Consider the following 18,257-nt stretch of genomic DNA (forward strand, 5'->3'; position numbering starts at 1 on the left):
GACACGCCCGCCGGACGCCCGACCAGGGCCCTCTCGCTGACGTGACCCATCGGATATTGCGTCGCCGTCGATCCCGAACCTGGGCGAAACGACATCGCGCAAGGGATAGCCGCCCACCATCGAGAGGCAGTCCAGACGAAGACAGGCAGACAGGTTTGAGCGGCAACCGTCCCCGACGACGCCGATCCCTCGCCTGACGGCAGACCCGCGCGCTACGCCCGGCCTGCGCCCCATGTCGCATCGACATGGCGCGGCGCATGATCGGCCCGTGCCCGGCTCACGAAGCAAACGTCGCCGCGACATTTCGCGGGGGCGCACATTGGCGTTTGGTGCCGGTCGATAAGCGCCGACACCCCGCCCGATCGAGACAGACTCGGCGCATTCGGGAGAAGCGCCCTGGCGGTTGCGCCGCTAGAGTGATTTCGAGGCAGATAGAATATCTGCCGGCTTGGAAATCACGGCAAACAAGGACAATGTGGAGTGTGTTCTGATCAATCTGATCAGGACCCACTCTAGGATGGTTCTGCATCGAAGAGGTTCCGGAGCCGGATTGGATCGGGCGGCGGACGTTTCCGCAAAAAATCCTTCGCCACCGCGAAAGAAACTGGCACTCTTTGCCCGCTTGTTGCGTTGGGTTCGCAAGCGTTGGTCGCGTATGTGGAGGCCGGGATGTCGGAGGGCAGGAAGTTCGTGGCGGTGGCGCTGCTCACCCAGAACGATCTCGACCTGCTCGGCAGCGGTTTCCGAACCGCCTTTCCGATCGGCGACCATGGTTCCTTCGACGATCTGCTGCGCGCGATCGACGTCGCCGAAGCGCAGCTTCCCGGCAAATCCGGCGCGAACGAAGACCCTCCCAAGATGAACGACAGCCTACAGCCGGATTAAGGCTGCGGCCAGTCCGGCGGTCGTAGGATCACGCCGGTCAGCACGACTCCGCTGACGCAGACGCCGGAGGTTTTCATGTCGATATCGGCCGACATCGCCTATTATCGGCGGCGCGAACTGATGTGCCGCACGAATGCGGCCAATGCCGCCGACGCGGATATCGCCATGCGCCACCGCGCGCTCGCCGATCTCCACGCCGCACGCTGCAGGCTGCTCGCCGAGGAACCGCAGCGCTGGACCTCGTCGCAGTTCAGGCTCCATCTCCAACGGCTCGCGCTCGTCTGAGCGTCCCGGAAGGGCTTTGCCGGGCCTCACGCAATTTCCTTGTTCGTCTCCCCCTGTCATCGGGCGTGACTCGCCGTCACATATACCATAGGGGGGTATCCTATGGCTCATCTTGGAAAACAGCGCGACGCGCTGGTCAAACGCATCCGCCGCATCGTCGGCCAGCTCGAGGCGATCGAGCGCGCGATCCTCGGCGACGAGGATTGCGCGGTCACCCTCCACCAGACCGCGGCGGTGCGCGGCGCGGTCGGCGGGTTGATGGACGAACTCGTCGAATCGCATATTCGCGAGCATGTCGCGCTCGAAGGCCTCACCCCCGAACAACGGCAGGAGGGCGCCGAGGAACTGATCGCCGCCATCCGCCGCTACGCCAAATGAGCGCGATCATGGCGTCGCGATCCGACATCGGCGCCCATGCGCACGACCATGTCTTCCTGGGCGCGGCGCACGACGCCAATGCCCGACGGACCTTCTGGGTGGTGATCCTGACCGCCGCGATGATGGTCGGAGAGATTGCCGCCGGCTATGCGACCGGATCGATGGCGCTGCTCGCCGACGGCTTCCATATGGCGACCCATGCCGGCGCGCTGGGCGTCGCCGCCGCGGCCTATCGCTACGCTCGCCGCCATGCCTGCGATCCTCGCTACAGCTTCGGCACCGGCAAGGTCGGCGAACTCGCCGGCTTCGCCTCGGCGCTGGTGCTTGGCATTGTCGCGCTCGGCATCGGCGTCGAATCGACGATGCGACTGCTCGAACCGGCGCCTGTCGCGTTCGGCGAGGCGACGATCATCGCCGTAATCGGCCTTGCGGTGAACATCGTCAGTGCGCTGCTGCTGTCGGGCAGCCATGATCACGGCCATTCGCATGGCCACCATCACCATCACGACCATGACCATCATCATGGGCATGGCGAAGGCCGGGACAATAATCTGCGTTCGGCCTATGTCCATGTCCTCGCCGACGCGCTGACCTCGGTACTGGCGATCTCGGCGCTGCTCGCGGGCCGTTTCCTCGGCTGGGTCTGGCTCGATCCGGTGATGGGGATCGTCGGCGGCGTCGTCATCGCCCGCTGGGCCTGGTCGCTGATGCGCGACACCGCCGCCATCCTGCTCGACCGCACCGACGCGCATATCGCCGGCGAGGTTCGCGAAGCGATCGAAGGCCCCGGCGATGCGACGATCGCCGACCTCCATGTCTGGCAGCTCGGGCCCGACGCCCATGCTGCGATCGTCTCCTATGTCTCCGAAGACCCCGCGCTCGATGCCGGCGAACTGCGGCGGCGCCTGCAGCCGGTCCACGAATTGCGCCACATCACGATCGAACGCTGCTGACCGGCCCTCATACCAACGAGCGAAAGCCCTGACGCCCCTTCGCCGTTGGTATCAAAGCCGCGGCAGGATATGGCTGAGCATGTCGCGGCTCAGCGGCTTCGACAGCACCGTGCCGAGCTGGCTCTCCTTGGCCTCTTCGCAGCGCTCGGCCGAACCCGAGATCATGTAGATCCGCACCCTGCTGTCGATCCCGCCGACCAGTTCGGCGATCCTGATCCCGGTGCGTGCCGGCAGGTTGATGTCGAGCAGCATCGCCATCGGCCGATGTTCGACCATCGCCGCCAGCGCATCCTCGCCCGAGGTGAAGCACAAGGTGCGATAGCCCAGCGTCTCGACATGGAACGCCAGTTCGGCACACTGATCTTCCTCGTCGTCGGCGATGATGACCAGGGGTGCATCGGGACGGACCGATCCGGACAAGCGCTGCTACCCCCCAGTTTCGGCCTCATATGGCCTTCTTATCCGCCCCCGCTATGGTCCGCCGCAGGCCGCGGCAATCCCAATCCGGACCACGCCCCCGCAACAAGGTCCGGTCCGGATGCGGTTGTCGACAGATATACGGGATTTCTCGCGACAATTCTGCGAAAAACTTCCCGAATTGAAAACGAGAACTATAGTCCATGGCGCCTCCTATCATCCTGATCATCGACGATATTTCGGAAATCGTGGAAGAAATGATCGAGATGCTCGCGCTCAGGGACTGGCCGGCGATCGGCGCCAGGTCGATCGGCGAAGCCGTCGAACGGCTCGCCGGAGCACCCGATATCCGAATCGTGATCAGCGATGTCCGTGTCGGCCCTGAAAGCGGCTACGGCATCATCGACCGGATCGAACGCAGCGGGCTGGCGCTGCGCAACCTGTCCTATATCTTCATGACCGGCGATCTCGACGCGATCGATGCCCTGCCCGACCGCGGCGATGCCGATGTGCTGATCAAGCCGCTCGATCTGCGCGCGCTGATCCGGCGCGTCGGGGCCATGCTCGATGACCATTAGCCCCGCCGACGCGCATCGGCGCATCCGTCCGGGCAACATCACCTACGCGCTCGGGCTGCTCTTCGCCCTGCCGCTGTGCGCCTTTCCATTCTCGGCGCTGTCGGGCCTGGCGATCACCGTCGCGCCCTTTTTCGCAATCCTCGCAACGGGCTGGTGGAATTTGCGGCGCGGCCTGGCCGCGGCGGTACTGCTCACCCTGCCCAGCCTGCTGCTGTGGGGCGAGCCGTTCGAAATGGCGGCGGCGGTCCTCCAGGTGCTGATCGTCCATCGCGGCCGGCGGCGTGGGCTGCTGGCCGCCGAATCCAGCGCCTTCGCGAGCCTGGCGATCGGTCCGCTGACGGCCGGCTTCGCGCTGTCATGGCAGGACATGCCACCGGTGATCGCGGTCGCGGTCGCGCTCCAGTTCGCTCTGGCGATGATCATGCTGGCGGCGCTCGCCGACATGGTGATCGTCAACGCCCGCGCGCAACCGGGCCCGCGCTTCGTCGCGCTGCGCGAAACCCGCTCGCTCGGTCTCGTGTGGCGGGCGACGATCAACATCTTCGTGATGCTGATCTTCTGTCTCGCGGTCGGCAACGAGGTGCGATCGATCGAGCGGCTGCACGCCAACCAGCGCCATTATGCCGATGCGATGGCCTATCCCGCGGCGGTCCGCGAGCTTGCGACGCTGCCGGCGGACGGGCTGACCGCGGTCGACCTGTATGACGGATCGCGGGTCGATCTCTATATCTCGCGGGATCCGACCGACTTTGCGGCGCGCGCCGGGCGCCATCTATCCGGCTGCCCGCGCTTCGCACCCGTACCGATCCGGCCGGGGGCCGATGCGATGGGCCGGCAGATCGATCTGTGCCGGATCGACCGGATCGTCGGCGCCACCGGGCCGATGCTGATCGCGATCTCCTATCGCGACATATTGGCCCGCCAATATGCCGCCGCCGGTCCACGGCTGGCGGTGCTGCTGCTCGGTGGCCTCGTCGCGCTGATGTTCCGCCGCACCCTCACCCGGGCGATGGAGCGGACCGTCGCCGCATCGATGGCGTTCGTCGATCGGTTCGGCACGCCCGACCTGCCGCCGCCGCCGCGGCTGCCCTTCATCGAGGTCATCGCCCCGCTCCGGCTCTTCGCCGACCGCCACAACGCCTATATCGCCGCGATCGAGGATCGCGACCGGCTGCTCGGCGTCGCCCGCAGCCTCAACCGCAGCATCGGCCTGCAACTGCTGAGCGAGGTGCGCTTCGATCCCGACAGCGGCCGACTCTATTATTGCGAGGTGCAGCTGACCGAAGAACCGCTCCTCCGGGAAGTTCAGGTCCATGCCCAGGATTGCCCCCGCTTTCTCGCGGCCGGCGGGGTCGACGAAGCCCTGATCGAATTCCGGCCTGCAGGCGGCGACGGACTTGAAAGCCGGCTGCTGACGATGCGGACGGCGACCGGTCCCTATAGCTGGGCGGGCGGACTGATCACCAACCTCACCCAGCCGGCCCGGGTGCGCGACCTGGTGATGCGGCAGGCGCGCCTTCTCGACCTGGGCATGATGGCCTCGACGATAAGCCATGAGCTGAAGCAGCCGCTGTTCACGATCGCGATCGCCGCCGAAAGCCTGCAGATGATGCTCGAAAAATATCCCGAGGTCGCCGCCGATCCGCCGATCGCCGCCCGGCTCGCGCGGATCGGCGAACAGGTCGGTCGCGCGCGCGACATCATCGAACGCACCACCCGCTATGGCCAGGCCGCGCCGGCGGGCGAGGCGCATGCGAACCTGATCGAGGCACTGACCGCGGCGCGCGAATTCCTGACGCCGATGATCGAGGCACGCGCCATCGAGGTCGGCATGGGCCTGGGGCCCGGCGGCTATCAGGTCGCGATCCCGCGCACCGCGCTCGAACAGGTGTTCGTCAACGCGATCCAGAACGCCGCCGATTCGATCCAGATGCGCCGCGATGCCGAAGGCCAGGACGCGGATGCCGGTCGGCTCGAGATCGTCGCCTGGGAGGCCAATGGCATGGTCTTCTGCACGCTGACCGACGACGGCGTCGGGCTCGACACCAGCGTCGCCGAGACCGCCTTCGACGCCTTCTTCACCACCAAGCCGAGCGATCGCGGATCGGGGCTGGGCCTGTTCATCAGCCGGCAGATCGTCCAGGACGCCGGCGGCGCCATCCGCCTCCTCCCCGCCGCCCCACGCGGCGCCACCCTCGAGGTCATGCTGCCGCTGGGGTGATCATTCGCGTATTCCGGGTGTCGCTCTGAACGCCCGCGCCCATGCGCGAAAACATGGCCAATCCCTCCTTCGTCATGCTGAACTTGTTTCAGCATCCACCGTGCGACAAGGGGCCGTTCCCGAGTATAGGAGTGGATTCTGAAACAAGTTCAGCATGACGAAATAAGAAGATCAGCACATTGCGACTGCTCGCGACCTTTGTTCAGATCGCCGCTCTATTGAGCCTGATCGCAAGCTGCACCGGATCGTTGCGGCGCGAGACGCGGGTGAAGGCGCCTCCGCACTGGCGGGCGAAACCGCTGGCGAGTTCGAAGGTCGCGCGGTCGATATCGGTGCGCGCCGGCCGTTCGAGCGGCAATTGTTCGCACAGCAAGGTCACGATGATGTCGTCGGCCTTGTGCGAGGCGTCGAGCACGACGCGGTTCGCGGCGCCGTCATCGTCTTCATCCTTCGACAGGCTGCCGAACAGGTCGAGCAGTGCCGCCACCGCGATCATCTCGACCGTGCCGTGACGGATCAGCGCCGGATAGTCGAGCGCGTCGCCGCGCAGTTCGACCGTCAGGCCGGCGCTGCGCGCGACCGGATGGGTGACGGTGATCGCGCGTTCGAGCGCGCTGCCGACCGACATCGTGCCATGATCGCGACTGCCGTCGCGGCCGAACCAGCGCAGCAGCCCCAGCGTGCGCGCGGCGACATCCGAGTGGGTGGCGATCCGCTCGATCCGGGCCGCGAGCTGGGCGCGTTCGTGCGGGGCGATGTCGGCCTGGTCGACGATATAGCCGAGATTGCCATTGGCCATGGTGATGACGTTGAGCGACTGGCTGAGCTCGTGGCACATCCCGCCGGTGACCCGTCCGACCAGCAGATAGCGCGCCATCGCCGAAAGCTGCACCGCCGTGCCCGAATCGAACGGCGAACCGGCCGCCCCCGCGCCGGTGATCGCACGCACCGCGAGCAACCCCGCCAGTCCGGCAGCGGCGGCACCCGCCACGACGAACGCCGCGGCGATCGCCGGGCCCGCATGAACCGCGACCAGCGCCGCGACCGCGGCCACCAGCGGCAGCACGGCCAGCACCATCGCGGGCAGCCGCGGCGACGACAGGCCGCGCGGAAGGGCCGCTGCCGCCAGCAGCCCGGCCGAGGTCGCCCAGCCGGCCGGATCGAAGACCGCAAAGCCATGGCTCGCCGCCCAGCCGATCAGCGCCAGCCCGGCGATCGCCATCCACAGCCGGTTGCCGAGACCGACGACCGCGCCCGCGCTTGCCGCCACCAGCATCGCGGCGACCGGCGAACCGTCGCCCGCCGCCGACAGCACCAGCGCCGACAGGCCGAACGATGCCGCAAAGCCGATCGTCGCGCGTTGTTGCACCCCTGCCGACTCCCCGATCACGCCGTGCACCCACGCATCGGCGGCGCCCTGTGCTGAGCGGGTCCGATCATGCACCGAGCCCACCATCGACGTCGAGGCACGGCATTCCCCAATGGAAACCCTGGCCATAATCGGCGCCGGTCTGGATCGCGATCAGCCGCGCGGCGTCGGACTCGATCCCCTCGACCGTCGTCACGATAGCGTTCTGCCGGCAGAAGGCCATGATTTCGGTCAACAGTCCCAATCCGTCGCCACCGCTCAGCTGGTGGAACAGCAGCCGGTCGATCTTCACCTCGTTGAGCGGCAGCCGCAGCAACTGCTCGAGATTGGTGCTGCCGCTGCCGAAATCGTCGAGATGGACCTCGAACCCGGCGAGCTTGTAGCGGCACGCCATCGATGACAGCTCGACCGCCGATGTGCTGCCGCGATGTTCGGTAAGCTCGATCGCGATGCGCCGCGGGTCGACCCCGCGATCGGCGACGATCCGCCGCAGCGCGTCGAGCATCCGCCGATCGCCGAAGATGTCGGGCGGGCAGTTGAACGCCACCGTCATCATCCGCTCGCCGATATTGGATCCGCCGCGCGGCGGCCGGCGGCCGTCGAGGCGCACCGCCAGCGCCGCCGCGGCATCGGCGGCGGCGATCGTCATCGCCAGCGAATCCTCGCCGCTCAATCCGGCGAACCAGCTTTCGATATTGCGTACCCCCGGCACCCGCAGCAGCGCCTCATAGCCGCGCACCGCCCCGCTGATCAGGTCGTGCTTGGCCTGGAACACATAATAGGACGCCGCCGGCGCCCAGCCGCGGCCATGATCGCCATCGGCGACCCGCACGATCGGCGGCGCCAGCCGCTGCAGCATGTCGGCGATCCCCGACCGGGTGAACGGCTTCGACAGCGACCCGACCGTGCGCAGCCCCCGCGCCCGCGCCAGGTCGCGCGCCGATTCGACGATGCGGCCATCGCGCCCGCTCATGATCGCGACCGGCGGACAGCCCGGGCGGGTCGCGAGCTGCTCGAGAACTTCGAATCCGTCGGCCGCGCCCAGCCCGAGATCGAGCAGGATCAGGTCGCACGCATTCGGCATGTCGAGCGGCACGTCGCCGCGATTCCATGCGACGCTATGCCCCATCGCCACGAGGCTCTCGGAGAGCTCTCCCGCCAGCGCAGCGTCGTCTTCGACGATGAAGATACTTAATGGTTCGGCTGACATATGGGGTTCCACGTAGAACATGATCCTTCCTGCCGTCAGACGAGCATAAGTTAAACAGCTATCGCACCCGAAGCGGTTCTTACCCGGGGCCAGTCCTGCCCAGCTAAACCCCGAAAGGACAAAGGGGCTTCGGGCTGCCGCTCTGCCGGCACGGGCTGCCGCCGCCCGGCTCTGGATGCGCTTTTCTGCCGAATCCGCGTGGATGCAACCGCTCCGGTTCCATCTTGGGTCCCAGCTTTGCGGATTCGGGCTGTATCGTTTGCGACATCGGAACCCGGCTTTGCGGAGTTTCGATCAGGTCGCGGAGCCCGGGCTGGGCGTCTTCGGTCTGTGCGTTGAACCTCATGGGGATGTCGGGGGGATGCTGGGCACCAGGGCAAAAATTAGCGTCGTCGTCGGGCTGGCCTTCGCAGCCCTGTTCCTCATGCTGGGGATCAGGGAATTGCAGCGGCCCTCCCCGGCCGCGGCGATGACCGTCCCGGTCGCCGCGACGCCGCGGCCGGTCGCGACGCTGGCGCTCGCCGCCCGCGCGATCGCCACCGGCGAGACGATCACTGCCGACCTCGTCCGCAACGGCACCGGCGAACCCGGACTCAACCCGCTCACCGCCGCCCCCGCCGAAGCCGTCGGCAAGGTCGCGATCCGGCCGATCGCCGCCGGCACCCCGATCCTGCGATCGGCGATCGGCACCGAGGACAAGCTGGCGATCCGCGTTCCCGTCGGCATGCGCGCGATGAGCATCGACACCACCGCCGAGATCGCGGTCGCCGGCCTCGTCCGGCCCGGCGACCGGGTCGACGTCCAGGTCGTCTATCCCGGCGCCGATGCGATCAACGGCGCCCGCGGCGAGGGCCGCAGCCGCGCCACCACCCTGCTGCAGATGGTCCAGGTGCTCGCGGTCGGCGAGACCGTGGTCGGCGCTCCCGCCGCGAACGATAGCGCCACCACCGCCGGGATCGCCCCGCCGCCGCCCCAGGCCCGCACCGTCACGCTGGCGCTGACCCCGGCGCAGGTCTCGACCCTGTCGCTCGCCAAGAATGTCGGCGCGCTCTTCCTCTCGCTGCGCAACCCCACCGATATCGACGTCGCCGAGGCGGCGCCGGCGGCAGCCAATCCGGCGCCGGTGCGGGCCGCGGCGGGCCCTGCTCGCCGCCCCGCCCGCCGCGCCGCGACGCCGGCCGCCTCGCAGGCGATCGAACTGGTCGTCGGCGACCGCCGCGAACTCATCTATTCCGGATCGGGGGCAGCACAATGACGCGGACCATCCCACTCGCGCCGCTCGGTCTCGCGCTCTTCGGCTGCGCGCTCTGCCTCCAGGCTCCCGCCTCGAGCGCGAACGCGGCCACCGGCAACGGCATCGCGCTGACCGTCAAGGGCTCGCACATCCTGCGCTTCAATCGCCCGATCGGCCGGATCGAAGTCGATCGCGACGATGTCATCGGGGTCAAGGCGCCGAACCCGCGCGCGCTGGCGATCACCGCCACCGGCGTCGGCGATGCGGTGCTGACCGTCTATGCCAGCGACGGAGCCTTGCTTGCCCAGACCCCGATCAGCGTCGTCGCCCGGGCCGCCACATCGGCGAAGGCCTTCCGCGCCGACCGCCGCTTCGACCGGGTCGATGCCCGCAGCGACGGCAAGGGCGGCACGATCCTCGGCGGGTCGGTCGACAGCCTCCAGGCGCGCGCCGATGCCGACCGGGTCGTCGCCGCGGCCGGCGAAGAGCGCGGCGCCAATACGCTGGCGGTGTCGGGTGAACAGATGGTCGCGGTCGACGTCCAGTTCGCCGCGGTATCCTCGTCGACGCTCAAGGCGCTCGGCTTCAACTTCTCCAAGCTCAGCGGCGATATCCAGGGCGCGGTGATCTCGCCGTCGAACCTCTCCGACTATTCGTTCGGCGCGGGCGGCCTCGCCGTCACCGCGAGCGCACCGCTGACCAACGCCTTCAACCTGTTCCTCGCCGGGCCCAATCGCGGCATCGGCGCGGTGCTGAGCGCGCTGTCGAGCAACGGCCTCTCGCAACTGCTCGCGCAGCCGACGCTGATGGTGCGGTCGGGCGAGCAGGCCAGCTTCCTGGCCGGCGGCGAGGTGCCGATCCCCGTGCCGCAGGGCGGCGCCAGCAACTTCATCTCGATCGAATATAAGGAATTCGGCGTGCGCCTGAAGGTGACGCCCTATGTCATGTCGAAGGACCGCATCGTCCTGAAGATCGCGCCCGAGGTCAGCGAACTCGATTATGCCAATGGCGTCAGGCTGCAGGGCTATACCGTGCCGGGCCTGCGGCGCCGTTCGACCGAAACCACCGTCCAGCTCGGCAGCGGCCAGAGCTTCGTGCTGGCCGGGCTCAGCTACAGCAACAGCAACATCACCAAGGAAAAGGTGCCGTTCATCGGCGACCTGCCGGTGATCGGCGCCTTCTTCAAGCGCCAGCAGAACCAGCGCGAGCATCAGGAGCTGATCATCGTCGCGACCCCGCGGCTGGTCGGACCGATGGATCCCGGCAAGATACCGCCATTGCCCGGCGCCGCCACCGCCGCGCTCAGTCCCTCGGTCGGCGAGATGATCCTCGGCACCGACGGGCTCGAACAGGCCAGCCGCCCGTTCGGCGTGGTGCGCCGCTGATGAGCGCGATCACCCTCCTCTCGGTCGATCGCGCGCTCGCCGATCGCCTCGCCGCCGCCCTCGACGGCCGGATCGCGGTCAACATGGTCCAGGCGCTCGACCCGCGCGCCGATACCGGCCCGACCGTGATCGTGCTCGATCGCACCGCGATCCCGCCCGAACGCTCGCTCGCCGCGGCGATCGCCACCGTCGTCAGCCAGGCCGGCGGCCGCCCGGTGGTGCTGGCGAGCGAGGAGCGCGATGCCGATCTCGTCCTCCAGGCGATCCGCGCCGGGGCCAGCGACGTGCTGGCGCGCGCCGCCGACGATGCCGAGACCGGCGAGACGCTGTCGCGGCTGCTCAACGCCACCCTGGTCGACCAGAACAGCGGCGGCCGGCTGACCCTGCTGCTCGGCGCCGATCCGGAAGCGGCCGCGGTGGTCGCGACCGACCTCGCGATCACCCGCGCCGGCAGCGGTCGCAGCCAGTTGCTGATCGACTGCACCATGCCCAACAGCATCGCCGAAGCCTATCTCGACCTCCAGCTCGGTTACGGCATCGCGTCCGCGGTCGCCGATATCGAGCGGCTCGACGCCAGCCTGTTGTCGAACGCGCTCGCGCGCCACGATCGCTCGGGGGTGATGCTGCTCACCCTCGACGGCGGCACCGGCCAGGAGCCCGCGGCGATCGCGCCCGGCGACATCACCACCCTCGTTCGGCTGCTGCGCGCGACCTTCGACGAGGTCACCTTGTGCGCGGGCAGCCTGCGCCATCCCGGTCTGCTGCGCGATCTCGCCGCCGCCGCCGACCGGATCGAGATCGTCTGCGCCCAGTCGATCCGCGAACTCGGCAGCGTCCGCCGGCTGGTCGAGCGGCTCGCCCCCGATGGCGCGATCGTCGATCGCAGCCGGCTGCTGATCTGGGATCATGATCCGGCGATCCTGCTCGACGGCCGTCGCATGACCGACGCGCTCGGCCTCGCGCGCTCGATCGCGATCCCGATCGACCGCGCTGCGCTGCGCAACGCGCTCAACGCCGGCCAGCCACTGACGGTCGAGGACAGCGGCGGCAGCTATGCCGAGCTGATCCGCCGCGTCGCCGGGCTGCCGCCCGCGCCGCGCCCGGCGCATGTCAAAGGGTTCGACAAGCTCAGGAAGCTAGCGACCCGCCGGTTCGAGGCGGCACGATGAGCCTGCTGCTCGACGATATCGCCTCGGTCGCGCCCCGCGCGGGCCGGACCGTTCATGCCGATCCGCAGGCCGACGCCGGCGTCGTCACGGCTCCGGCGAGCCAGCGGATGAGCGACGCCTATCAGGCGGCCAAGGCGCTGATCTGCAGCCAGGTGATCGAGCAGCTCGAGGCGCGTGGCGTGCCCACCGACGGCCAGCCGCAGCGCGCGCTGCGCGACGAGATCGAGCTGGCGATCGCCAGCCGCAGTCGCCGCGGCCAGCTCGCGCTCAACAGCGCCGAGCGGCTGCTGCTGATCGAGGATGTCGAGGACGAGGTCGGCGGACTCGGCCCGCTCGCCCCGCTGCTGCGCGATCCCGACATCGACGACATCATCGTCAACGGCGCCCATCGCATCTATGTCGAACGCGGCGGCAAGCTGACCCGGGTCGAGACCCGCTTCCGCGACGACGCCCATCTGATGAACATCGTCCACCGCATCGTCGGCCAGATCGGCCGGCGGGTCGACGAGGCCACCCCCTATGTCGATGCCCGCCTGTCCGACGGATCGCGGGTCAACATCGTCATCCCGCCGGTCGCGATCGACGGGCCGATGGTGTCGATCCGCAAATTCCGGATGGAGATGCTGGCGATCGAGGATTTCGTCCAGCGCCAGTCGATGAGCGCCGACATGGCGCGCTATCTCGGCGCCGCGGTCCGCTCGCGGCTCAACATCCTTGTCTGCGGCGGCACCGGCGCGGGCAAGACCACCCTGCTCAACATGCTGTCGAGCTTCATCGGCGACCATGAGCGGCTGATCACGATCGAGGACGCCGCCGAGCTCCAGCTCCGCCAGGAACATGTCGTCCGGCTCGAGACCCGCCCCGCCAACGCCGACGGCAGCCGCGAGGTCGGCACCCGCGACCTGCTGCGCAACGCGCTCAGGATGCGCCCCGATCGCATCATCCTCGGCGAGGTTCGCGGGGTCGAGGCGGTCGAGATGCTGCAGGCGATGAGCACCGGCCATGACGGATCGATGGCGACGCTCCACGGCAATTCGCCACGCGACGCCTTCGCCCGGCTCGAAATGCTGCTCGGCTTCGGCGGCCTCCAGAACGACGTCAAGGCGGTACGCCGCTTCGTCGCCAACAGCGTCCAGCTGATCGTCCATATCCAGCGGCTCGCCAATGGCGCGCGGCGGATCATGTCGGTGACCGAGGTCACCGGGATCGAAGGCGAGGCCTATTCGCTCAACGAGCTGTTCGTGTTCGAGGAAAAGCCCGCCATGTCCGGCCTCGGCGAATATCGCACGCTGTCGCCCCGCCCCTTCTTCGAACGCCGGTTGAAGGGCTATCAGCCCGATCGCCCGGCGGACCAGGCGTGGTGAGGCGGATATGCTGACCGGCCTCGCCTTCCTGTTGCTCGCGATGCTGCTGCTGCTGGCGATCGGCTATCAGTTGCTGCTCGCCAACGCGCAGCAGCTCGAGCTGCTCGACCGGCGGATCGCCGCGCGGGTCGGCGGCGCGGCGCCCAATGTCGCCAGCGCCACCATCGCGGCGCATCGTCCGGTCCAGGTCCCCGACATCATCGCCCCTTTGCTGGTCCGTGCCCAGCTTGCCCCGACCCCGCGCATGCTGCTGACCGGTGCCGGCGCGCTCGCGATCCTGGTGATCGGTGCGCTGCTGATCGGCGGCGCGGTCGCCGGGCTGCTCGCGGCGACGCTGCCGCCGATCGTGCTGATCGCCTGGGTCCAGCACCGCGCCCGCGCGCACAGCGAGGCGCTGGTCGAGGCGCTGCCCTTCTTCCTCGACGCGGTCCGCCAACTGCTGACGATCGGCCATTCGCTGCCGCAGGCGCTCACCCGCGCGCTGCCGAACGCGCCGGCCGCGATCGCCACCTATATGGGTCCCGCGATCCGCCGCATCGAACTCGGCGTCCCCGTCGTCGCCAGCCTCGAACAGCTCGCAACCCGGCTGCAGATCGCCGAGCTGTCGATGCTGGTCGCGGCGATCCGGGTCAACCAGCGCTTCGGCGGCCCGATGGCGCAGGTGCTCGGCAATCTCTCGAGCATCGTCCGCGAGCGCTGGCGGATCAAGCGCGAGATCCGCTCGGCGACGTCCGAGGTCCGGGTCAGCACCTATCTGCTCGTCGCGATGCCGATCCTGCTGTCCGCCTTCTTCCTGCTCACCAGCCGCGCCTATCTCGACTTCTTCGTCGGCAGCGCCGGCGGCCGCCAGCTCGCGATGATCGCGGCCGGCATGCAATTGACCGGCACGCTGATCATGGTGCGCCTGATGCGGTTGATCTTCTGATGGCCGCCGCCTTCGCCCTTGGCTGGTTCGCCCTCGCCCTGGTCGCGCTCGCCGCGGTCGTGCAGGGCGCGACGATCCTCGCCGCCCAGCGCCGGCTCGACGCCCGCATCGCCCGCGACGTCGCCCCTCTCGCGGCGCGCTCGGCCACAGCCGAGTTCCGCCTGCCCGGCTTCCTCAAGGCGCGCGGGCGCGACGGCAGCGAGATCGCCAAGAAGCTGCGCCAGGCCGGCTTCCAGGCCCCGACCGCGATCGAGCGCTTCCTGTGGATCCGCCTCGGCGCAACGATCGGCGTCTTCCTGGTCATTGCGATCGGGTCGCGGCTGACCACCGGCCGCTTCCTCGGCCATTGGCTGGTGCTGATCCTCGCGACCGCCGGCACCTATCTGATCGCCAAGCGCGCGCTCGACTTCGTCGCGGCATCGCGCGAGCGCCGGATCACCGCCGAATTCCCCTTTCTGCTCGACCTGCTGCTGATGATGCTCGAAAGCGGGATCAGCCTCGACCAGTGCCTGCGCTCGATCGCGCAGGAGGACGGCGCCGCCGCCCCCCGGCTGGTGGCGACGATCCGCCTGCTCGTCGCCGATCTCGACCGCGGCACCGGCTATGAGGCCGCGCTCGATCGCTGGGCCGAGCGCGTCGCGATCGGCGGCGCCAAGGAACTCGCCGCGCTGTTCGAGCAAAGCCTGTTCCAGGGCGTCGAACTCAGCGTCGCGCTCAAGGCGTTCAACCGCGAGTTCACCGAACGCCGGGTCGCGACCGCCCGCGAGAGCGTCGGCCGGATCTCGGTGCAGATGGTGCTGATCATGGTCGTCTTCTTCATGCCCGCGGTCTTCATCGTCGTCGGCGGCCCGCCCGTCCACGCGCTGTTCGAGATCATCGGCAGCCAGTCCGCCAATGGAGCTGCCCGATGAACCGATATTTTCCCCTGCTGCTCCCCCTGCTGGCGGCCTGCGCGCTGTCGAGCGGTGCTCCGGCGCCCGCCGCCAGCCCCCCATCCTCCGCCGAGCAGGAGGCGCCGCAGACGCGTGGCCTCTACCTCCAGCTGATCCACCAGGCCCGCGCCGATGGCCGGCCGCGGGCGGCGCTCGCCTATCTCGACGATTTCGAGCGGCAATTTCCGGGCGACGTCAGCGCCGAGGTGCTGCGGGTCAACAGCCTGATCGACCTCGGCCAGATCGACCAGGCCGAGCGTGCGCTGGCGGTGCTGGCGAAGACCAGCGGCAATGCCGCGGTCGATGCGGTGCGCGGCCATGTCGCCGCCGCGCGCGGACGCTGGGCCGACGCCGCCGGCTTCTACCAGCTCGCGGCCAATGCCAGCCCGGCCGACCCCTTGCTGCGCAACGCGCTCGGCTATGCGCTGCTGCGCAGCGACCGCGGCGACGCAGCGATCGAACAGCTTCACGCCGCCGGCGACCTGGCGCCGACCGACGGCGTCATCCGCAACAATCTGCTGCTCGCGCTGGCGATGACCGGCCGCAAGGCCGACCTCGCCGCCGAGATCGCGCGGTCGGGCGATCGCCAGGCGCAGGCCGATCTGTTGCGCAGCATTTCCAGCGAGGCAAGCCGGCTCGGCGCGCTCCGCCCCACCCGAAAGGCGAACTCATGATCCTCATGCTGCTTGCCGCCGCCTCGGCGGCCCCTTCTGCGTCCGCGCAGCGCGCTTCGTCGGCTGCCCCCGCCGGCGAAGCGCGGAGCGTGGTCGAACGCCAGTTCCTCAGCCCCCCGCGGTCGGGTGCCGCCGCCGGCCTCACCGCCGACGAGGCCGAGGTGGTGATGAAGAAATATCTCGCCTCGATCGGCCAGCCGGTGGCCGACGATCGGCAGGCGCAGCCCAAATGACCGGACGCCGGTGCCCCCCCCGGTCGCGTCTCGCAGCGCTCCGCCCGCAAGGGTTGAAGCGCTGCGAGCGCGGAGCCGTGGCACCGATCATCGCGATCCTCGGTTCGGCTTTGGTCGGATCGGCGGCGCTCGCCCTCGACGTCGGGCTTTACTATAGCGGCAACCGCGCGCTGCAGAGCGTCACCCAGGCGGCGGCGCTGTCGGCGGCGATCGATCCCGCCAACGCCCTCACCCGCGCCCGCGCCTACCTGGTCGCCAATGGCTATCCGGCGAGCGCGGTCCAGTCGGCCCAGGTCGGCCGCTACTGCCCCGACATGACGCTGGCCGCCAATGCGCGTTTCGTCCCGACCGGCCCCACGGGCCCCTGCCCCGGCAACCAGCAGTCGACCGCGGTACGGCTGACGACATCACTGCCCAACCAGCAATATGTGATGGCGATGCTCGGCAACGCCTCGCCGACCGCGACCCTGTCGGCGACCGCGACCGCCGCGCGGATCGACGAGGCCGGGCTCGAGATGACCAGCGGCGCGCTGACGCTCAACGTCGGCATCGTCAACGCGCTGCTCACCGTGCTCACCGGCAGCAACATCGCGCTCAGCTCGGCGCAGCTCCAGACCCTGCTCGGCAGCGAGATCGACGCCGGCATCTTCTTCGACAAGCTCGCCGCGCGGGTCGGCCAGACCGGCACCTATGCGACTCTGGTCAGCCAGACCGTCACCATGGCCCAGTTGCTCGGCGCCGCCGCCGATGCCAGCCGCGCCTCGGGCGCGACCTCGACCGCGACCGTTCTCGACAGCCTCGCCGGACAGATCGGCGGATCGATTTCGGTGCCACTCGCGGGGCTGTTCGATCTCGGCGTGTGGGAGAAGATGCCGGTCGGTCATGCCGATGCGCAGACCGGGCTCAGGGCCGGACTCAACGCCTATCAGCTGATCGCCTACGCGCTGCAGACCAACAGCCGCGGCGTCCAGATCCCCGGCCTCAATGTCGGGGTAGCCGGGATCACCTCGGTCGAACTGGCAGGCAGTTCGAGCGGCTCGATCGAGCGCGCACGCTTCGGCTTCGGCCCGAATGGCGAAACCCGCGTCAGCACCGCGGTGACCCGCATCAAGCTCAACGTGAACGTCGCCAATCTCGCGTCGATTCCGGTCGTGAATGCGCTCGGGCTGGGCCTGCTCTCGGTGCGTGTTCCGTTGCTGATCGAGATCGGTGCGGGCACCGCAGACCTGTCCTCGATCAGCTGCGGCCAGGAGGCCGCGACCGACTCGGTCGTGCGGGTCTCGGGTTCGGCAGGTTTGCTGCGGGCCTTCATCGGGACACCGCCCGCCGATGCGATGACCCAGCCGTTCCGCGCGCTCAGCGCCAGCGACTTCAGTCCGGTCACGCTGGCCAATGTGCCGCTGCTGCTGCGACTGACGCTGCGCGTCTATGCCGGCCCGGTCATCGGCAACGCCACGCCGCAAACGCGCGAATTCCGCCGGGTTTCGGGAGGCAACGGCATCATCGGCAAGCCGCCTTACGGCGGCAGCCCCGCACCGATCGGCAACAATTCGCAGCTTTCGCCCCTGTTCACCGATCTTGGCAGCCATCTGCAGATCGACGCCGAGGTGCCGGTGCTGGGGGTCTACATACCGGCCGGCAACATCACCGCCCCGGTGACCTCGCTGGTCGGCGGGCTGGTGGGCGCGCTGGGCGTCGATCCGCTGGTCGACACACTTCTCGGCGGCCTCGGCGTGCGCGCCGGCTTTGCCAGCATCTGGGTAACAGGCGTGCGGTGCGGGGTGCCCGTACTGGTCTGATCGAATGGGTACCGGGCGCCCCTTCCGCCCGGATACTCGTAGGGCGAAGGGGCAAAATGGGAGCAAGGATAATGGTGAAAGTTTCGCGCAAGATCATGGGTCGCCTCGTCAAGGACCGCAAGGGCGCCTCGGCTGTCGAATATGCGATCCTCGTCGGCTGCATCGGTGCCGTCCTCTCGGTCGGCGCCACCGGTTTCGGCACCGGCCTGTCCGACAAGCTCAACGGCCTGCTGAACACGATCGACT

18 protein-coding genes are annotated in these 18,257 nt (G+C 68.8%); 15 read left to right on the forward strand and 3 right to left on the reverse strand.

Annotation, left to right across the window (positions count from 1 at the left end; genetic code table 11):
• The first annotated feature begins 669 nt into the window (after positions 1–669).
• The 4 genes from AC1RM6_RS17970 (at position 670) to dmeF (ending at position 2,501) form a co-directional block, all read left to right on the forward strand.
• Positions 670–885 (forward strand): hypothetical protein, encoded by a 216-nt coding sequence (locus tag AC1RM6_RS17970; protein WP_493103655.1) that lies wholly within the window; start codon positions 670–672, stop codon positions 883–885.
• Between the two features lie 75 nt (positions 886–960).
• Positions 961–1,170 (forward strand): hypothetical protein, encoded by a 210-nt coding sequence (locus AC1RM6_RS17975; RefSeq protein WP_493103656.1) that lies wholly within the window; start codon positions 961–963, stop codon positions 1,168–1,170.
• A 102-nt stretch (positions 1,171–1,272) separates the two neighbouring features.
• Positions 1,273–1,548, forward strand: a complete 276-nt coding sequence (locus AC1RM6_RS17980; RefSeq protein ID WP_493103658.1) for a metal/formaldehyde-sensitive transcriptional repressor — start codon at positions 1,273–1,275, stop codon at positions 1,546–1,548.
• Between the two features lie 8 nt (positions 1,549–1,556).
• A complete protein-coding gene (dmeF, locus tag AC1RM6_RS17985; protein WP_493103660.1) occupies positions 1,557–2,501 on the forward strand; it encodes a CDF family Co(II)/Ni(II) efflux transporter DmeF in 945 nt (314 codons plus the stop codon).
• A gap of 51 nt (positions 2,502–2,552) precedes the next feature.
• Here dmeF and AC1RM6_RS17990 read toward each other — a convergent pair whose 3' ends face one another.
• Complete coding sequence (locus AC1RM6_RS17990; protein ID WP_493103662.1) at positions 2,553–2,921, reverse strand: response regulator; 369 nt, start codon at positions 2,919–2,921, stop codon at positions 2,553–2,555.
• A 200-nt stretch (positions 2,922–3,121) separates the two neighbouring features.
• Between AC1RM6_RS17990 and AC1RM6_RS17995 the strand changes: the two genes are divergently transcribed.
• Both AC1RM6_RS17995 and AC1RM6_RS18000 read left to right on the forward strand, forming a co-directional pair.
• Positions 3,122–3,496, forward strand: a complete 375-nt coding sequence (locus tag AC1RM6_RS17995; protein WP_493103664.1) for a response regulator — start codon at positions 3,122–3,124, stop codon at positions 3,494–3,496.
• Positions 3,486–5,717 (forward strand): sensor histidine kinase, encoded by a 2,232-nt coding sequence (locus AC1RM6_RS18000; RefSeq protein WP_493103667.1) that lies wholly within the window; start codon positions 3,486–3,488, stop codon positions 5,715–5,717. The genes AC1RM6_RS17995 and AC1RM6_RS18000 overlap by 11 nt, the downstream gene beginning before the upstream one ends.
• Before the next feature lie 202 nt (positions 5,718–5,919).
• Here AC1RM6_RS18000 and AC1RM6_RS18005 read toward each other — a convergent pair whose 3' ends face one another.
• On the reverse strand, positions 5,920–7,086 hold the full coding sequence (locus AC1RM6_RS18005) for a hypothetical protein (RefSeq protein ID WP_493103669.1): 1,167 nt from the start codon (positions 7,084–7,086) through the stop codon (positions 5,920–5,922).
• Between the two features lie 67 nt (positions 7,087–7,153).
• On the reverse strand, positions 7,154–8,296 hold the full coding sequence (locus tag AC1RM6_RS18010) for an EAL domain-containing response regulator (RefSeq protein WP_493103671.1): 1,143 nt from the start codon (positions 8,294–8,296) through the stop codon (positions 7,154–7,156).
• Between the two features lie 361 nt (positions 8,297–8,657).
• Here AC1RM6_RS18010 and cpaB point away from each other — a divergent pair, with 361 nt between their 5' ends.
• The 9 genes from cpaB to AC1RM6_RS18055 all read left to right on the forward strand — a co-directional run bounded on the left by cpaB (position 8,658) and on the right by AC1RM6_RS18055 (position 18,011).
• The gene (cpaB, locus tag AC1RM6_RS18015; protein WP_493103673.1) at positions 8,658–9,551 is read left to right on the forward strand and encodes a Flp pilus assembly protein CpaB; all 894 of its coding nucleotides are present in this window, start codon (positions 8,658–8,660) and stop codon (positions 9,549–9,551) included.
• A complete protein-coding gene (locus AC1RM6_RS18020) occupies positions 9,548–10,915 on the forward strand; it encodes a type II and III secretion system protein family protein (RefSeq protein ID WP_493103675.1) in 1,368 nt (455 codons plus the stop codon). Before cpaB ends, AC1RM6_RS18020 begins: the two co-directional genes overlap by 4 nt.
• Positions 10,915–12,084, forward strand: a complete 1,170-nt coding sequence (locus tag AC1RM6_RS18025) for a CpaE/TadZ family protein (protein WP_493103677.1) — start codon at positions 10,915–10,917, stop codon at positions 12,082–12,084. Before AC1RM6_RS18020 ends, AC1RM6_RS18025 begins: the two co-directional genes overlap by 1 nt.
• Positions 12,081–13,448, forward strand: coding sequence for a TadA family conjugal transfer-associated ATPase (locus AC1RM6_RS18030; RefSeq protein WP_493103679.1), 1,368 nt, complete (start codon positions 12,081–12,083; stop codon positions 13,446–13,448). Before AC1RM6_RS18025 ends, AC1RM6_RS18030 begins: the two co-directional genes overlap by 4 nt.
• Positions 13,449–13,455: 7 nt before the next feature.
• Positions 13,456–14,373 (forward strand): type II secretion system F family protein, encoded by a 918-nt coding sequence (locus AC1RM6_RS18035; protein ID WP_493103680.1) that lies wholly within the window; start codon positions 13,456–13,458, stop codon positions 14,371–14,373.
• Entirely contained in the window at positions 14,373–15,284 is a 912-nt protein-coding gene (locus AC1RM6_RS18040; RefSeq protein WP_493103682.1) for a type II secretion system F family protein, read from the forward strand. Before AC1RM6_RS18035 ends, AC1RM6_RS18040 begins: the two co-directional genes overlap by 1 nt.
• A complete protein-coding gene (locus tag AC1RM6_RS18045) occupies positions 15,281–15,979 on the forward strand; it encodes a tetratricopeptide repeat protein (RefSeq protein WP_493103684.1) in 699 nt (232 codons plus the stop codon). Before AC1RM6_RS18040 ends, AC1RM6_RS18045 begins: the two co-directional genes overlap by 4 nt.
• Positions 15,976–16,212: a hypothetical protein gene (locus AC1RM6_RS18050; protein WP_493103686.1), complete on the forward strand. Its 237-nt coding sequence runs from the start codon at positions 15,976–15,978 to the stop codon at positions 16,210–16,212. Before AC1RM6_RS18045 ends, AC1RM6_RS18050 begins: the two co-directional genes overlap by 4 nt.
• Before the next feature lie 77 nt (positions 16,213–16,289).
• Positions 16,290–18,011, forward strand: coding sequence for a TadG family pilus assembly protein (locus tag AC1RM6_RS18055; RefSeq protein WP_493103688.1), 1,722 nt, complete (start codon positions 16,290–16,292; stop codon positions 18,009–18,011).
• Positions 18,012–18,257 lie beyond the last annotated feature (246 nt).

The sequence above is a fragment of the Rhizorhabdus sp. GW822-FHT03C02 genome (assembly GCF_058801765.1).

Coding starts and splice junctions, on each gene's coding strand:
- AC1RM6_RS18020 (WP_493103675.1), top strand. CDS start 9,548: ATGACGCGGACCATCCCACTCGCGCCGCTCGGTCTCGCGCTCTTCGGC.
- AC1RM6_RS17970 (WP_493103655.1), top strand. CDS start 670: ATGTCGGAGGGCAGGAAGTTCGTGGCGGTGGCGCTGCTCACCCAGAAC.
- AC1RM6_RS18030 (WP_493103679.1), top strand. CDS start 12,081: ATGAGCCTGCTGCTCGACGATATCGCCTCGGTCGCGCCCCGCGCGGGC.
- AC1RM6_RS18045 (WP_493103684.1), top strand. CDS start 15,281: ATGAACCGATATTTTCCCCTGCTGCTCCCCCTGCTGGCGGCCTGCGCG.
- AC1RM6_RS17980 (WP_493103658.1), top strand. CDS start 1,273: ATGGCTCATCTTGGAAAACAGCGCGACGCGCTGGTCAAACGCATCCGC.
- AC1RM6_RS17995 (WP_493103664.1), top strand. CDS start 3,122: ATGGCGCCTCCTATCATCCTGATCATCGACGATATTTCGGAAATCGTG.
- dmeF (WP_493103660.1), top strand. CDS start 1,557: ATGGCGTCGCGATCCGACATCGGCGCCCATGCGCACGACCATGTCTTC.
- AC1RM6_RS17975 (WP_493103656.1), top strand. CDS start 961: ATGTCGATATCGGCCGACATCGCCTATTATCGGCGGCGCGAACTGATG.
- AC1RM6_RS18040 (WP_493103682.1), top strand. CDS start 14,373: ATGGCCGCCGCCTTCGCCCTTGGCTGGTTCGCCCTCGCCCTGGTCGCG.
- AC1RM6_RS18035 (WP_493103680.1), top strand. CDS start 13,456: ATGCTGACCGGCCTCGCCTTCCTGTTGCTCGCGATGCTGCTGCTGCTG.
- AC1RM6_RS18025 (WP_493103677.1), top strand. CDS start 10,915: ATGAGCGCGATCACCCTCCTCTCGGTCGATCGCGCGCTCGCCGATCGC.
- AC1RM6_RS18010 (WP_493103671.1), bottom strand. CDS start 8,296: ATGTCAGCCGAACCATTAAGTATCTTCATCGTCGAAGACGACGCTGCG.
- cpaB (WP_493103673.1), top strand. CDS start 8,658: ATGCTGGGCACCAGGGCAAAAATTAGCGTCGTCGTCGGGCTGGCCTTC.
- AC1RM6_RS18000 (WP_493103667.1), top strand. CDS start 3,486: ATGACCATTAGCCCCGCCGACGCGCATCGGCGCATCCGTCCGGGCAAC.
- AC1RM6_RS18050 (WP_493103686.1), top strand. CDS start 15,976: ATGATCCTCATGCTGCTTGCCGCCGCCTCGGCGGCCCCTTCTGCGTCC.